Annotated in this window: 8 protein-coding genes; 7 read left to right on the top strand and 1 reads right to left on the bottom strand. The window is 70.6% G+C overall.

The features are described from left to right. Nucleotides 1-23: 23 nt before the first annotated feature. Nucleotides 24-2,672, bottom strand: coding sequence for a SpoIIE family protein phosphatase (locus OG393_RS07325; RefSeq protein ID WP_327373820.1), 2,649 nt, complete (start codon nucleotides 2,670-2,672; stop codon nucleotides 24-26). 281 nt (nucleotides 2,673-2,953) lie between these two features. On the opposite strand from OG393_RS07325, the gene OG393_RS07320 reads away from it, so the two are divergent. From OG393_RS07320 to OG393_RS07290, 7 genes are all read left to right on the top strand, one after another. Then, nucleotides 2,954-8,440, top strand: coding sequence for a HAMP domain-containing protein (locus OG393_RS07320; protein ID WP_442817272.1), 5,487 nt, complete (start codon nucleotides 2,954-2,956; stop codon nucleotides 8,438-8,440). 250 nt (nucleotides 8,441-8,690) lie between these two features. After that, on the top strand, nucleotides 8,691-9,359 hold the full coding sequence (locus OG393_RS07315) for a response regulator (protein ID WP_327373819.1): 669 nt from the start codon (nucleotides 8,691-8,693) through the stop codon (nucleotides 9,357-9,359). 127 nt (nucleotides 9,360-9,486) lie between these two features. Beyond that, entirely contained in the window at nucleotides 9,487-12,279 is a 2,793-nt protein-coding gene (locus OG393_RS07310) for a DNA translocase FtsK (RefSeq protein ID WP_327373818.1), read from the top strand. Between the two features lie 285 nt (nucleotides 12,280-12,564). Then, complete coding sequence (locus tag OG393_RS07305) at nucleotides 12,565-13,389, top strand: helix-turn-helix domain-containing protein (RefSeq protein ID WP_327373817.1); 825 nt, start codon at nucleotides 12,565-12,567, stop codon at nucleotides 13,387-13,389. Nucleotides 13,390-13,462: 73 nt separating this feature from the next. Next, complete coding sequence (gene rimO / locus OG393_RS07300; protein WP_327373816.1) at nucleotides 13,463-14,962, top strand: 30S ribosomal protein S12 methylthiotransferase RimO; 1,500 nt, start codon at nucleotides 13,463-13,465, stop codon at nucleotides 14,960-14,962. Beyond that, a complete protein-coding gene (gene pgsA / locus OG393_RS07295) occupies nucleotides 14,959-15,648 on the top strand; it encodes a CDP-diacylglycerol--glycerol-3-phosphate 3-phosphatidyltransferase (protein WP_327373815.1) in 690 nt (229 codons plus the stop codon). The genes rimO and pgsA overlap by 4 nt, the downstream gene beginning before the upstream one ends. Beyond that, on the top strand, nucleotides 15,645-16,154 hold the full coding sequence (locus OG393_RS07290; protein ID WP_327373814.1) for a CinA family protein: 510 nt from the start codon (nucleotides 15,645-15,647) through the stop codon (nucleotides 16,152-16,154). Before pgsA ends, OG393_RS07290 begins: the two co-directional genes overlap by 4 nt. Nucleotides 16,155-16,250 lie beyond the last annotated feature (96 nt).

The following is a 16,250-nucleotide window of genomic DNA, read 5'->3' as shown; positions in this document are numbered from 1 at the left end:
CAGGCGGGGGGCCTTCTCGCTTTTCACCGGTGCTCGGGTTCCGGGATCCGCATCGCCAGAATGGCCATGTCGTCGGACGCCGGCTCCTGGGCGAAGCGTTCGACCGCGCGCAGGATACGGGCGGCGACCGCCCCGGCCGTCAGACCCGTACAGGTCTTGAGGACCTCCGCCAGACCGTCGTCCCCCAGCATCCGAGTGCCCTCTCGGCGTTCCGTCACACCGTCGGTGACGCACAGCAGGACGTCGCCCGGGTCGAGCGTGACGGTCTGCTCGTACAGCTCCAGATCCTCCAGGACGCCCAGCAGCGGCTGCGGATCGGCCGCCGGGACGACCGTCCCGTCCTGGCGCAGGCGCAACGGCAGCGGGTGACCGGCGCACACCACCTTCAGGACAGCCGAACCGTCCTCCTGCGGCCACAGCTCCCCGTAGAGCAGGGTGAGGAAGCGGCTGCGGGCACCCTCGTCGAGGATGGCCGCGTTCAGACGCTCCAGGACCGCCGGACCGCCGAAGCCCTCACGGGCCAGCAGACGCAGCGCGTGCCGGGCCAGGCCCGTGACGGCCGCCGCCTCCGGGCCCGTGCCGCAGACGTCGCCGATGGCGAAGCCGTACGCGTTGTCCCGGATCGGGAAGAGGTCGTAGAAGTCGCCGCCTACCTCGTTGCCCTCGCCGGCCGCGCGGTAGATGACGTCGACCTCGACACCCGGGACGTCGGGCAGGCCCGGAGGCAGCAGGCTGCGCTGCAGGGACTGGCTGATGGCGACACGCTCGGAGTAGAGGCGGGCGTTGTCCAGCGCGAGAGCCGCCCGCCGGGACAGATCCTCGGCGAGCTCCAGGATCTCCTGACGGAAGTGGTCGTCGGACGGCTTGCCGAGTGTGAGCATGCCGATCACCCGGTTACGGGCCACGAGCGGCAGCACCACGGTCTCGCCGCCCACGGCGGCGGCGGTGGCCAGTGTCGTGTCGATCCCGGCGGAGAGCCTGCCGCCGGTGCCGCCCAACTCCCGCATCGACGTGTTCACCGCGGCACGGTGTGCCGCCTCACCGGGAGCGGCCCACACGCGGGCGCCGGGCGTGGGCACCGGATCGGGCGGTGCGATCGAGGAGAGCAGGGCCTTGAGCCCGTCGATCCGGTCCTCGTCCTCGTGCAGGACGTAGGAGAGGTACGGATCGGACGCCTGGTCGGCGATCGTGTACACCGCGCACCAGGTGGCCAGCGTCGGAACCGTCATCTGGGCCATCAGCGCCAGGGTCTGGTCGCGGTCCAGCGTGCCGGCGAGCAGGTCGGAAGCCTCCACGAGGAAGCTGAGCGAGCCCCGGCGGAGACGCTCGAGTTCGCCGAGGCGTGCCGACTCGACGGCGAGGGCGATCCGGTCGGCGGCGAACTGCAGGCGCAGCGCCCCCTCGTTGGAGTAGCGGTGCGCGCTCTCCGCGGCGACGCCCAGCGAGCCGGTCAGACGCCCCTCGACCTTGAGCGGCACCGTCACCACCGAGCGCATCCCGGTGCCCTCCAGCAGCGGGACCGCACCCGGCACGGCCGCCAGGTCCTCGTGGACGGCGGGCATCCGGGCGGAGCCATAGCGGCTGGCACCCGTCTCGACCGGCACGCGGGCGAAGCGCTGACGGGCGAAGGGAAGACCGGTGGAGGCCCGCACCTCCAGCTCCGTCTCGTCGTCGGTGGCGAGCAGGAGGAACGCGGAGTCGCCGTCGAGCATGTCCCGGGCGCGTTCCACCGTGCGCTGGAGCAGACCGTCCAGGTCGTCGGGGGCCGGGGAGCCGATGAACACCTCGAACGGGTCCGAGGAGCGGCTCTCCGCGCCGCCGTCGGACGTCGAGGGCCGCTGCGGAGTCTGGAGGACCGCCCGCTCGTACTCGCGGACGAGGAGACAGACCGTGGACGGCTCGCCCTGCGCGTCGCGGACCCGCAGATGCGAGGCGTAGACGGGGATCACCCGGCCGTCGGCGCAGCGGATGCCGTAGCTGCCCTCCCAGCGGGACAGGCGCAGGGCCTCGGCGAGACCGGTCCCGATGCCCGGAGTGTGCGGCCAGGCGGCGAGGTCGCCCAGCGGCTTGCCGGTGACCTGCTCGGCGCCGTACCCGAAGAGCTCCTCGGCGTCCTCGTTCCAGGCGGTGATGGCGCCGCTCCGGTCGATCTGCGCGACGGCGACGCGGATGCGGCTGTCGGCGACGGGGAGCAGCGCGTCGGGCAGCACCGGGCCCGCGGAACGGGTGCCGATGGGACGGTCGGGCAGATCGAGCTGGAACCAGACGCGCTTCTGGGTCGGGGTGTACTCCACCCCCCAGCGGCCGGCCAGCGCCGCGCACAGGAACAGCCCCCGGCCGTTCTCGCGGTCCGGATGGACGAGGGCGCGCCCGCCCTGGACGGGGATCTCGCGCTCGGGGTAGCGGTCGGCCACCTCGACGCGCACGCCGTCCTCGGTACGCAGGCACAGGACGTCCGCGGAGGTGCCGGCGTGCACGATGGCGTTCGTCACCAGCTCACTGGTGAGCACGACGGCGTCGTCGACGACCTCGCTGTACCCCCAACCCTGGAGGGTGTCGCGGACGAAGGCGCGGGCGGTCGCGACGGACCGCCCGACAGGGTCGAAGCTGGCAGCCGCCCGCGCGGTGATCACAGAACTCCTCGTACGCGTCTCGACGCCCGGCTGTGCCATGGTCGGTCTGCCCCTCCCGCTGCCCGGTGGTGTAGATCGCCACCCCGCCCCCCGCCGGGCGGATGGGAGCGGTTGGACAGCCGGATGCCAGGTTACTTACCTTCGCTGTCCGGGCGGGTGCCGGTCATCGCTGTTTCCGTCACCCGGCTGCGGGGACGTTATGCGAAGCTGCCGAACTGTTATGGCCTGGTTCGGCAGCGGTGAAACACTGGGAAGGCTTGTAGCGACAGCGCGAGCGGTAAGGCCCGAGCAGTACGGTCAACCCCTTCGGGAGGGACACGGTGGAGTCTGGCACGGCGGCGCGGCGCGGCGGCGGAAGCGGCGGCGGCACGCGTGCGAGAGGCGGACGGTCCCGGAGCACGGGGACGGTGCAGGTGGACGCGGCGACGATGGAGCGGCTGCTGACCGCCCTCGTGTCGATGCGGGACGGGAACTTCCGCAAACGGCTGACCGTCTCGGGCGACGGAGTGATGGCGGAGATCTCCGCCGTGTTCAACGAGGTCGCGGACCGGCAGATGCACCTGACCGGTGAACTGTCCCGGGTACGGCGGATGGTGGGCCGCGAGGGAAAGCTGTCGGAACGCCTGGAGGCGGGGGCCAGCGAAGGCACCTGGGCCGCGGCCATCGAGGCCGCGAACGCGCTGGTCGACGATATGACGCGGCCGGTGTCCGAGGTCGGACGGGTGCTTTCGGCGGTCGCCGAGGGCGACCTCGACCAGCGGATGGACCTGCGGTCGGACGGCCCCGACGGAGCGGCGAGGCCGCTGCGCGGGGAGTTCCTGAAGGTCGCGCGGACCGTGAACAACCTGGTGGACCAGCTGTCCGCGTTCACGGACGAGGTGACGCGCGTCGCCCTCGAGGTGGGTACGGCGGGCAAGCTGGGCGGCCAGGCCCAGGTGCGCGGAATGTCCGGTTCGTGGAAGGACCTCACGGATTCGGTCAACACGATGGCGTACCGGCTGACGGCCCAGGTGCGTGACATTGCTCTCGTCACGACGGCCGTGGCGAACGGCGATCTGTCGCAGAAGGTCACCGCACACGTCGACGGCGAGATGCTGGAGCTCAAGAACACCGTCAACACGATGGTGGACCAGCTGTCCTCCTTCTCGTCCGAGGTGACCCGGGTGGCCCGCGAGGTGGGTACCGAGGGTGAGCTGGGCGGCCAGGCCGAGGTGGCCGGGGTCGCGGGCGTATGGAAGGACCTCACCGATTCCGTCAACACGATGGCCGGAAATCTCACCAACCAGGTGAGGGGGATCGCCGAGGTGACCACGGCGGTCGCCAACGGCGACCTGTCGCAGAAGGTGACGGTGAGCGCGCGGGGCGAGATCGCCCAGCTCGCCGACACCATCAACCAGATGACCGAGACGCTGCGGACCTTCGCCGACGAGGTGACGCGCGTGTCCGGCGAGGTCGGCGCGCAGGGTCTGCTCGGCGGACAGGCTCAGGTACCGGGCGCGGCCGGCACCTGGAAGGACCTCACCGATTCGGTCAACACCGTCTTCCGGAACATCACGACGCAGGTGCGTGACATCGCGCAGGTGACGACGGCGGTGGCGAACGGCGACCTGTCGCAGAAGGTCACCGTCGATGTCGCGGGCGAGATGCTGGAACTGAAGAACACCGTCAACACGATGGTGGACCAGCTGTCGGCCTTCGGCTCCGAGGTGACCCGGGTCGCGCGTGAGGTCGGCGTGGAGGGCCTGCTCGGAGGCCAGGCCGAGGTGCCCGGGGCGGCGGGGAAGTGGAAGGAACTCACCGACTCGGTGAACACGGCGTTCCGCAACCTCACCGGCCAGGTGCGGGACATCGCGCAGGTGACGACGGCGGTGGCGAACGGCGACCTGTCGCAGAAGGTCACCGTCGACGTCGCGGGCGAGATGCTGGAACTGAAGAACACCGTCAACACGATGGTGTCGCAGCTGTCCTCCTTCGCCGACCAGGTGACGCGGATGGCCAGGGACGTGGGCACCGAGGGGCGTCTGGGCGGCCAGGCCCGCGTCGACGGTGTCTCCGGTACGTGGAAGGAGCTCACCGACTCCGTCAACTTCATGGCCGGCAACCTGACGTCCCAGGTGCGGCAGATCGCCCAGGTGACCACCGCCGTGGCGCGTGGTGACCTGTCGCAGAAGATCGACGTGGACGCGCGGGGTGAGATCCTCGAGCTGAAGAACACCATCAACACGATGGTCGACCAGCTCTCCGCCTTCGCGGAGCAGGTGACCCGGGTGGCCCGCGAGGTGGGCACCGACGGACGGCTCGGTGGTCAGGCCCAGGTTCCCGGCGTCGCCGGGGTGTGGCGCGATCTGACGGACTCGGTGAACGGCATGGCCGGCAACCTCACCGCACAGGTCCGCAACATCGCGCAGGTCGCCACCGCGGTCGCGCGTGGTGACCTGTCGCAGAAGATCGACGTGGACGCGCGGGGTGAGATCCTCGAGCTGAAGAACACCCTCAACACGATGGTGGACCAGCTCTCCAGCTTCGCGGAGCAGGTGACCCGTGTGGCCCGCGAGGTGGGTACCGAGGGCATCCTGGGCGGGCAGGCCGAGGTGCAGGGCGTCTCCGGCACCTGGAAGGACCTGACCCAGTCCGTGAACTTCATGGCGAACAACCTGACCTCGCAGGTGCGCAACATCGCCGAGGTCACCACCGCCGTCGCCAAGGGTGATCTGTCGAAGAAGATCACCGTCGACGCCAAGGGCGAGATCCTGGAGCTGGTGACGACCGTCAACACGATGGTGGACCAGCTGTCCAACTTCGCGGACGAGGTGACCCGGGTGGCCCGCGAGGTGGGTACCGAGGGCATCCTCGGCGGCCAGGCCCGGGTGCGCGGTGTCACCGGCATCTGGAAGGACCTGAGCGACAACGTCAACCTGATGGCGAACAACCTGACGAGTCAGGTGCGGAACATCTCCCGCGTCTCGTCGGCGGTCGCCAACGGTGATCTGACGAAGAAGGTGACGGTCGAGGCGCGCGGCGAGGTCGCCGAGCTCGCCGACACCGTCAACACCATGGTGACGACGCTCTCCTCGTTCGCGGACGAGGTGACCCGGGTGGCCCGCGAGGTGGGTACCGAGGGTGAGCTGGGCGGCCAGGCCAGGGTCCCGGGCGTCTCGGGCACCTGGAAGGACCTGACCGAGTCGGTGAACTCGATGGCGTCGAACCTGACCGGTCAGGTGCGCCAGATCGCCGCGGTCACCACCGCCATCGCCAAGGGCGACCTGACCAAGAAGATCGACATCGACGCCCGTGGCGAGATCCAGGAGCTGAAGAACACCATCAACACGATGGTCGACCAGCTGTCCTCGTTCGCCGAGGAGGTGACCCGCGTCGCCCGCGAGGTGGGTACCGAGGGCATCCTCGGTGGCCAGGCCCGGGTCCGCGACGTGGACGGCACCTGGCGCGACCTGACCGAGTCCGTGAACGAGATGGCCGGGAACCTCACCCGCCAGGTGCGTGCCATCGCGGCCGTCGCCACCGCGGTGACCCGGGGAGATCTCAACCTGAAGATCGACGGCGTGGACGCGGCGGGCGAGATCCAGGCTCTTCAGGACAACATCAACACCATGATCGCCAACCTGCGCGACACCACCCTCGCCAACGAGGAGCAGGACTGGCTGAAGGGCAACCTCGCCCGCATCTCCGGCCTGATGCAGGGCCGGCGGGACCTCGACGACGTGGCCTCGCTCATCATGAGCGAACTGACCCCGGTCGTCTCGGCCCAGCACGGCGCCTTCTTCGTGGCGCTGCCGACGGGCGGCGCGGAGCCCGGCGGGCAGGGCGAAGGCTCGTACGAGCTGCGGATGCGCGGCAGCTACGGGTACTCCGCCGGTTCCATGCCCACCTCCTTCCGGCCCGGCGAGACGCTGATCGGTACGGCCGCCGAGGAGAAACGGACCATCCAGGTCAACGTGCCGCCCGGCTATCTCAAGATCTCCTCCGGGCTCGGCGAGGCCGCTCCGGCGCATGTGATCGTCCTCCCGGTGCTCTTCGAGGGGAAGGTCCTCGGTGTGATCGAGCTGGCGTCCTTCCAGCCCTTCACCCAGATCCAGCGCGACTTCCTCAACCAGCTCGCCGAGCTGATCGCGACGACCGTCAACACGATCAGCGTCAACACCAAGACCGAGGTGCTGCTCAAGCAGTCGCAGGAGCTGACCGAGCAGCTGCGCGAGCGTTCCGCCGAGCTGGAGCACCGGCAGAAGGAGCTCCAGGGCTCCAACGCCGAACTGGAGGAGAAGGCCGAGCTCCTCGCCCAGCAGAACCGGGACATCGAGGTGAAGAACACCGAGATCGAGGAGGCCCGGCAGGTCCTGGAGGAGCGTGCCGAACAGCTGGCCGTCTCCATGCGCTACAAGTCCGAGTTCCTGGCCAACATGTCGCATGAGCTGCGCACCCCGCTCAACTCGCTGCTGATCCTGGCCAAGCTGCTCGCCGACAACGCGGAGTCCAACCTCTCGCCCAAGCAGGTGGAGTTCGCCGAGACCATCCACGGCGCGGGCTCCGACCTGCTCCAGCTGATCAACGACATCCTCGACCTGTCCAAGGTCGAGGCGGGCAAGATGGACGTCTCCCCGACCCGCATCGCGCTGGTGCAGCTGGTCGACTACGTCGAGGCGACCTTCCGGCCGCTGACGGCGGAGAAGGGACTCGACTTCTCCGTGCGGGTCTCGCCCGAACTGCCCGCCACGCTGCACACCGACGAGCAGCGCCTGCTGCAGGTGCTGCGCAACCTGCTGTCCAACGCGGTGAAGTTCACCGACAGCGGCGCGGTGGAGCTGGTGATCAGGCCGGCCGGGACCGATGTGCCGCAGGCGATCCGCGAGCAGCTCCTGGAGGCCGGTTCGCTGCGCGACCCGGCGGCGGACCTGATCGCCTTCTCGGTGACCGACACGGGTATCGGGATCGCGGCCGGCAAGATGCGGGTCATCTTCGAGGCGTTCAAGCAGGCGGACGGCACCACCAGCCGCAAGTACGGCGGCACGGGCCTGGGCCTGTCCATCAGCCGGGAGATCGCGCGCCTGCTGGGCGGCGAGATCTACGCGGCGAGCGAGCCCGGCCGCGGCTCGACGTTCACGCTGTACCTGCCGCTGAACCCGAGCGAACTCCCGGCGAACGGCTATGGGCAGGGAGAGCCCGAGCCCATGGAGCCGCAGCAGGGCTTCGAGGGTCCGGGCGGTGCCGCGGACGCCGGCCCGCACTTCTCCTCCGCCCCTCCCGTCGCGGAGCGCTCGGGCGCCGGAGCGCTCTTCCGGCACCGGCGCAAGGCGGCCAGGGCCGGGGCCGAAACGGCACGGCCGCAGGCAGGACGGACGGGGCAGGGCGATCAGCCGGGTGCCGCGGAGGAGGACCGGCCGGAGGGCATGCCGCGTCGCGTCTACGCCTTCGCCGGCGAGAAGGTGCTCATCGTCGACGACGACATCCGCAACGTCTTCGCGCTCACCAGCGTCCTCGAGCAGCACGGCCTCGCCGTGCTGTACGCGGAGAACGGCCGCGAGGGCATCGAGGTGCTGGAACAGCACGACGACGTGGCGGTCGTGCTGATGGACATCATGATGCCGGAGATGGACGGGTACGCGACGACCACCGCGATCCGCCGGATGCCCCAGTTCGCGGGGCTGCCGATCATCGCGCTCACGGCCAAGGCGATGAAGGGCGACCGGGAGAAGGCGATCGAGACCGGCGCCTCGGACTACGTCACCAAGCCGGTCGACCCCGACCACCTGCTGTCCGTGATGGAGTCGTGGATGCGCGGAGGCGAGGGGTGAGTCCGTCGGCCGACGGACGTGGAGAACGTGTGAGGGGGCCCGATCCGGGGAACCTTTCGGGCTCCTGCCGCGTTTCCGCTACGTGCACAGTGACATCTCGGTGACAGGGTGTGGCGACGGGCGGGGTGCGGCTACCATGACCGGCACAAGGACGGACGGCGCAAGGGAGTCGTCTTCTGGGGCGGCACCCGGCGCCACCCCCGGCTCGATGAGCCGGGGCGAGCCGTTGCCGGGGCGAGGAGGACGGGGCATGGTGCAGAAGGCCAAGATCCTCCTGGTCGATGACCGGCCGGAGAATCTGCTGGCGCTGGAGGCCATTCTCTCCGCGCTCGATCAGACGCTGGTGCGGGCATCGTCCGGGGAGGAAGCGCTCAAGGCGCTGCTGACCGACGATTTCGCGGTCATCCTGCTGGACGTCCAGATGCCGGGAATGGACGGGTTCGAGACGGCCGCCCACATCAAGCGGCGGGAGCGGACCCGGGACATCCCGATCATCTTCCTCACCGCGATCAACCACGGACCCCACCACACCTTCCGCGGCTACGCCGCGGGCGCGGTGGACTACATCTCCAAGCCCTTCGATCCCTGGGTGCTGCGCGCGAAGGTGTCGGTCTTCGTCGAGCTCTACATGAAGAACTGTCAGCTGCGCGAGCAGGCCGCGCTGCTCCGCCTCCAACTGGAGGGCGGCAGCGGTCAGGCGAAGGAGTCCGCCGGTCTCCTCGCCGAACTCTCCGCCCGGCTCGCCGCGGTGGAGGAGCAGGCCGAGGCGCTGTCCAAACAGCTCGACGACGACTCCTCCGACGCGGCGGCCGTCGCCACCGCCGCGCATCTGGAGCGCAAGCTCACCGGGCTGCGGCGGGCCCTCGACGCACTGGAGCCGGGCGCGGGCGCCGCGCCCACCCTGCCCTCGCAGAACTGACCTTCCGTCGCGTGGCCGACGCCCGCCGTGAGCGGGCGTCAGGTCCGTGCGAGGGCAACGGCGACACGAACGGGTGAGGCCGGACGCGCACGTGTCCGAGGCCGCTCACACCGGTAACCTCAGCATCATGGCCTCACGTACGTCCGGCAAGGGTTCCCAGGGCACGGCGGGCACCGCGAAGCCGCGCGCCGGCCGTACGACCGGCGCCACCGGCAAAGCGGCACCCTCCCGTTCCCCCGCGAAGGCTCCCGCGAAGAAGACCGCGGCCAAGAAGGCCGCGCCCGCGAAACGCGCGCCCGCCAAGAAGGCGGCGCCCAAGCCCGCTCCGTCGCCCACCGGTGGTGTCTACCGGCTCGCGCGCGGCCTCTGGCTCGGTCTCGCGCACGGGGTGGGCGCGGTCTTCCGGGGCATAGGGCGAGGGGCCAAGGGACTCGACCCGGCCCACCGCAAGGACGGCTCGGCGCTGCTGCTCCTCGGAATCGCGCTGGTCGTCGCCGCGGGCACCTGGTCGCATCTGCGCGGACCGGTCGGCGACCTCGTCGAGATGCTGGTCACCGGGGCCTTCGGCCGGCTGGACCTGCTGGTACCGCTGCTGCTCGGCTCGATCGCCGTCCGACTGATCCTCTATCCGGAGAAGCCCGAGGCCAACGGCCGGATCGTGATCGGTCTGTCCGCCCTGGTCATCGGTGTCCTCGGACAGGTCCACATCGCCTGCGGATCGCCGGGGCGGGGCGACGGCACCCAGGCGATGCAGGACGCCGGTGGGCTCATCGGCTGGGCCGCCTCCAAGCCGCTCGTCTTCATGATGGGTGAGGTCCTCGCCGTACCGATGCTGGTCCTGCTCACCGTCTTCGGCCTGCTCGTCGTCACCGCGACCCCCGTCAACGCCATTCCGCAGCGGCTGCGCGCGCTCGGCGCCAGGCTCGGCCTCGTCGAACCGCCGTACGACCCCGAGACCGACGGCGCGGAGGCCGACGAGGAGGACGGCGGAGCGTGGCGCGCGGGAGACCGGCCCGCACGACCCCGGCGCGGCGGCCCGTCGGCCGCGTCGCGGGTGTACGACGCCGACCAGGCCGAGGAAGAGGCGCTCACCCGTCGCAGGCGCCCGCGCGGCTCCGCAGGCCAGGCCCGCCTCGACCGGCCGATGGACGCCGTGGACGTCGCCGCCGCCGCCGCGGCTGCCCTCGACGGCGCCGTCCTCAACGGCATGCCTCCCTCGCCGCTGGTCGCCGACCTGACCCGGGACGTCTCCGCCGACCGCGCCGCCGCGGTCTCCGCCGCCCAGGAGACGGCGGAGAAGCAGTCCGCCGCCCCGGTGCCGACCGCCCGCGGCGCGCGTCCCGGCCGCGCCACCGGGGCCGTGCCGGACCTGACCAAGCCCGCGCCGGAACCGACCGAACTGCCGGCACGCGCCGAGCAGCTCCAGCTCTCCGGCGACATCACCTACGGACTGCCCACGCTCGACCTGCTCCAGCGCGGCGGCCCGGGCAAGACCCGCAGCGCGGCCAACGACGCCGTCGTCGACTCGCTGTCCAAGGTCTTCAACGAGTTCAAGGTGGACGCTGCCGTCACCGGTTTCACCCGCGGCCCGACGGTCACCCGGTACGAGGTCGAACTCGGCCCCGCCGTGAAGGTCGAGAAGATCACGGCGCTGACCAAGAACATCGCCTACGCCGTGGCCAGCCCGGACGTCCGGATCATCTCGCCGATCCCCGGGAAGTCCGCGGTCGGCATCGAGATCCCCAACAGCGACCGCGAGATGGTCAACCTGGGCGACGTGCTGCGCCTCGCCGACGCGGCGGGCGACGACCATCCGATGCTGGTCGCGCTCGGCAAGGACGTCGAGGGCGGCTATGTGATGGCCAACCTGGCGAAGATGCCGCACATCCTGGTCGCCGGCGCCACGGGCTCCGGAAAGTCCTCCTGCATCAACTGCCTGATCACGTCGGTCATGATAAGAGCGACGCCCGAGGACGTCCGGATGGTGCTGGTCGACCCCAAGCGCGTCGAGCTCACCGCCTACGAGGGCATCCCGCACCTGATCACGCCGATCATCACCAATCCCAAGCGGGCGGCCGAGGCCCTCCAGTGGGTCGTGCGCGAGATGGACCTGCGCTACGACGACCTGGCGGCCTTCGGCTTCCGGCACATCGACGACTTCAACGAGGCCATCCGGGCCGGCAAGGTCAAGCTGCCCGAGGGCAGCGAGCGCGAGCTGCAGCCCTACCCGTACCTGCTGGTCATCGTGGACGAGCTGGCCGACCTGATGATGGTCGCGCCCCGCGACGTCGAGGACGCGATCGTACGGATCACCCAGCTCGCCCGCGCCGCCGGCATCCATCTGGTGCTCGCCACCCAGCGGCCCTCGGTCGACGTCGTCACCGGTCTCATCAAGGCCAACGTGCCCTCCCGGCTCGCCTTCGCGACCTCCTCGCTCGCCGACAGCCGGGTCATCCTCGACCAGCCCGGCGCGGAGAAGCTCATCGGGAAGGGCGACGGTTTGTTCCTCCCCATGGGAGCGAACAAGCCGACCCGTATGCAGGGCGCCTTCGTGACCGAGGCCGAGGTCGCGGCCGTGGTCCAGCACTGCAAGGACCAGATGGCCCCGGTCTTCCGGGACGACGTCACCGCCGGCACCAAGCAGAAGAAGGAGATCGACGAGGACATCGGCGACGACCTCGACCTGCTCTGTCAGGCGGCCGAACTCGTGGTCTCGACCCAGTTCGGCTCCACCTCGATGCTCCAGCGCAAGCTGCGCGTCGGCTTCGCCAAGGCCGGGCGCCTGATGGACCTGATGGAGTCGCGCAACATCGTGGGGCCCAGCGAGGGCTCCAAGGCACGGGACGTGCTGGTCAAGGCGGACGAGCTCGACGGGGTGCTGGCCGTCATCCGCGGGGAGGCGGCCGGGCCGGGGGAGTAGCGCACCCGGGGCCCGGGCCCCGGGGCCGCACGGGTGGCCGGAACGCCCGCCCGTGCCCGCCCCGGCCGGCGCCGGGGGCCGGGCCGTTTCGAGACCTGGCCGAGACTCACTCGTAAGGGAACGGCGGGCAACCGTTTCCCCTGGGCATACGTCAAGTTGGAGGAAGGGACGGGACGATGTCCCAGCCTCATGGCGTACAAATGTGCCCGCCCGGTTGCCCCACCCTTTCGCACCACCCATAGACTGAACCTCCAGCAGGTGGTTACACGCTCGAAAGGCGCTCTCGTGTCCATCGGCAACTCCCCCGAAGACGACCGGAACTTCCCGGCAGAAGACCGGGATTCGATCGGTCGCGCTCTCCAGCAGGCCCGGATCGCCGCAGGTCTCACCGTCGACGAGGTCAGTGCTTCCACGCGGGTCAGGATCCCGATCGTGCACGCGATCGAGGAAGACGACTTCTCGCGCTGCGGCGGCGACGTCTACGCCCGCGGCCACATCCGCACGCTCGCCCGTGCCGTCGGACTCGATCCCGCGGCCCTGATCCAGCAGTACGACGCCGAGCACGGCGGCCGGCCCGCGCCCACGCCCGCCGCGCCGCTCTTCGAGGCGGAACGCATCCGCCCCGAACCCCGCCGCCCCAACTGGACCGCCGCCATGGTCGCCGCGATCGTCGCCGTCGTCGGCTTCGCGGGCTTCACGATGTTCAGCGGGAACGACGGTCGGACCACCGGCGCGGTCGCGGAGGGCCCCGCCCCGGAGAAGAAGACCACCAGCCCCAAGCCGACCCCGACCAAGCCGGCCGACCCCAAGCCGGTGCCCTCCGAGAGCGCCATCGCGGCGGTCCCGAAGGACAAGGTCACGGTCAAGCTCACCGCCACCGACGACAAGAGCTGGATCTCGGCCAAGGCCCACGACGGCAAGCTGCTCTTCGACGGGCTGCTCCTGCCGGGTGAGTCCAAGACCTTCCAGGACGACGAGCGCATCGACCTGATCCTCGGCAACGCCGGACCGATCGAGCTGTTCGTGAACGGCAGGAAGGTCGAGGACTCCTTCGAGTCCGGGCAGGTCGAGCGGCTCTCGTACACCAAGGGAGACCCCGAGGCCGGGTGACACGAGAGGCACGCGTCGCGCGGGTGAACCCTGCGCGGCGGGGACACGGCCGGGACGAAGTAGTCTTGAGTCCATGCCCGAACGCCGTACCGTCGCCCTTGTCACTCTTGGCTGCGCCCGTAACGAGGTGGACTCGGAGGAGCTCGCAGGCCGCTTGGCAGCGGACGGCTGGGAGCTCGTCGAGGACGCCTCGGACGCGGACGTCGCCGTCGTCAACACCTGTGGGTTCGTCGAAGCCGCCAAGAAGGACTCCGTCGACGCCCTCCTCGAAGCGAATGATCTGAAGGATCACGGCAAGACCCAGGCCGTCGTGGCCGTCGGCTGCATGGCCGAGCGCTACGGCAAGGAACTGGCCGAAGCCCTTCCCGAGGCCGACGGCGTGCTCGGCTTCGACGACTACGCCGACATCTCCGACCGCCTCAGGACCATCCTCGGCGGAGGCAGTGTCGAGGCTCACACCCCTCGCGACCGGCGCAAGCTGCTGCCGCTGTCCCCCGTCGAGCGGCAACAGGCCGCCGCCGACGTGGCCCTGCCCGGCCACGGCGCCGTCGAGGCCCCGCAGAACGTCCCGACCGACCTCCCCGACGGCCTGGCGCCGGCCTCCGGCCCGCGCGCCCCGCTGCGCCGCCGCCTGGACTCCAGCCCCGTCGCCTCGGTGAAGCTCGCTTCCGGCTGCGACCGGCGCTGCTCCTTCTGCGCCATCCCGTCCTTCCGCGGCTCCTTCGTCTCACGCCGCCCCTCGGACGTGCTCGGCGAGACGCGCTGGCTCGCCGAGCAGGGGGTGAAGGAGGTCATGCTGGTCTCCGAGAACAACACCTCCTACGGCAAGGACCTCGGCGACATCCGTCTGCTGGAGACCCTGCTGCCCGAGCTGGCCGCCGTCGACGGGATCGAGCGGGTCCGGGTCAGCTACCTCCAGCCCGCCGAGATGCGGCCTGGCCTGATCGACGTGCTGACCTCGACCGAGAAGGTCGCCCCCTACTTCGACCTGTCCTTCCAGCACAGCGCCCCGGACGTCCTGCGGGCCATGCGCCGCTTCGGCGACACCGACCGCTTCCTGGAACTGCTGGAGACCATCCGCTCCAAGGCCCCGACCGCCGGTGCCCGCTCGAACTTCATCGTCGGCTTCCCCGGGGAGACCGAGGCCGACTTCGCCGAGCTGGAACGCTTCGTCACGCACGCCCGCCTCGACGCCGTCGGCGTCTTCGGCTACTCCGACGAGGACGGCACCGAGGCCGCCTCGTACGAGCACAAGCTCGACCAGGAAGTGGTGGACGAGCGCCTCGCCCATCTCTCCCGGCTCGCCGAGGAGCTCACGGCCCAGCGCGCGGAGGAGCGGATCGGAGAGACCCTGGAGGTACTGGTCGAGTCGGCGGACTCCCTTGAGGAGGACGGCGGAGCGATCGGCCGCGCCGCGCACCAGGCGCCCGAGACGGACGGCCAGGTGATCATCACCGGGGACGCGGCCATGCTCCGCGGGCTCACCCCCGGCCGTATGGTCAGGGCGAAGGTCGTGGACACGGAAGGCGTCGACCTGGTGGCCGAGTGTCTTTTCGAGGAGGCGGGCAGATGACCGGAGTCCCGGCATCCGCGACGGGCGGGACCGGCAGGCCGGCGCCCGGTGGCAAGCTGGGCGCCGCGGCCGTGAACCAGGCCAGCCTCTGGAACATCGCCAACATCCTCACCATGATGCGGCTGGTGCTCGTACCCGGCTTCGTGGTGCTGCTGCTCCAGGACGGCGGGCACGATCCGGTCTGGCGTGCCTGGGCGTGGGCCGCGTTCGCCGTCGCCATGATCACGGACGTCTTCGACGGCCATCTGGCACGGGCGTACGACCTGGTCACGGACTTCGGGAAGATCGCCGACCCGATCGCCGACAAGGCGATCATGGCGGCCGGACTGATCTGCCTCTCCTCGCTGGGAGACCTGCCCTGGTGGGTCACGGTCGTGATCCTGGCACGGGAGCTGGGCATCACCCTGATGCGGTTCTGGGTGATCCGGCACGGGGTCATTCCGGCCAGCCGCGGCGGGAAGCTGAAGACGCTGGCGCAGGGCACGGCGGTCGGGATGTACGTCCTCGTGCTGACCGGTCCACTCGCCACCCTGCGCTTCTGGGTGATGGCGGTGGCCGTGGTGCTGACGGTCGTCACCGGTCTGGACTACGTGCGTCAGGCGGTGGTGCTCAGGCGCCGTGGCCTGGCCGAGGAGCGCGCGGCCCGGACCGCCGAGACGCGGACCGCGGCGGGGCCGGCCCGATGACGGACGCCGCCCGGGTACTGGAGCTGCTCGCGGAACGCGGTCACACGCTGGCCGTCGCGGAGTCCCTCACGGGCGGTCTGGTGGCCGCGGAACTCACCTCCGTGCCTGGAGCCTCGCGGAGTTTCCTCGGGTCCGTCACGGCGTACGCCACGGCCCTCAAGCGGGCTCTGCTGGGCGTGGACGGGACCCTTCTGGCCGAGCGCGGGGCGGTTGACCCCGAGGTCGCCTCGCAGATGGCGACGGGTGTGCGCCACCGTCTCGGCGCCGACTGGGGCGTCTCGACGACCGGAGTCGCCGGACCCGGGCCCCAGGACGGCCGGCCCGTCGGCACGGTGTTCGTGGCGGTCGAGGGTCCGGCCGGCGCCGGGAAAGTGGTCGCATTGCGGTTGAACGGCGACCGCGCGGAAATCCGTAGAGAGAGCGTGAGGGGTGCGCTGACCCTGCTCCACGACGAACTCTCGGCGAATGCGCGGGCACAGGATACGGAACACCACGGGGGGAATTGATGTTTGCAGCCCTGAGTGAACACGACATCGCTCCCCGCACGGCCGCCGCGCGAGGCGGTACGGTGGTGCGTGAAGGATGCGGCTACGCGGTCCGAG

Origin of the sequence: Streptomyces sp. NBC_01216 (assembly GCF_035994945.1) — a bacterium.
In the GTDB taxonomy this organism is placed as follows: Bacteria; Actinomycetota; Actinomycetes; order Streptomycetales; family Streptomycetaceae; genus Streptomyces.
This window is presented reverse-complemented; position numbering and strand designations above follow the sequence as displayed.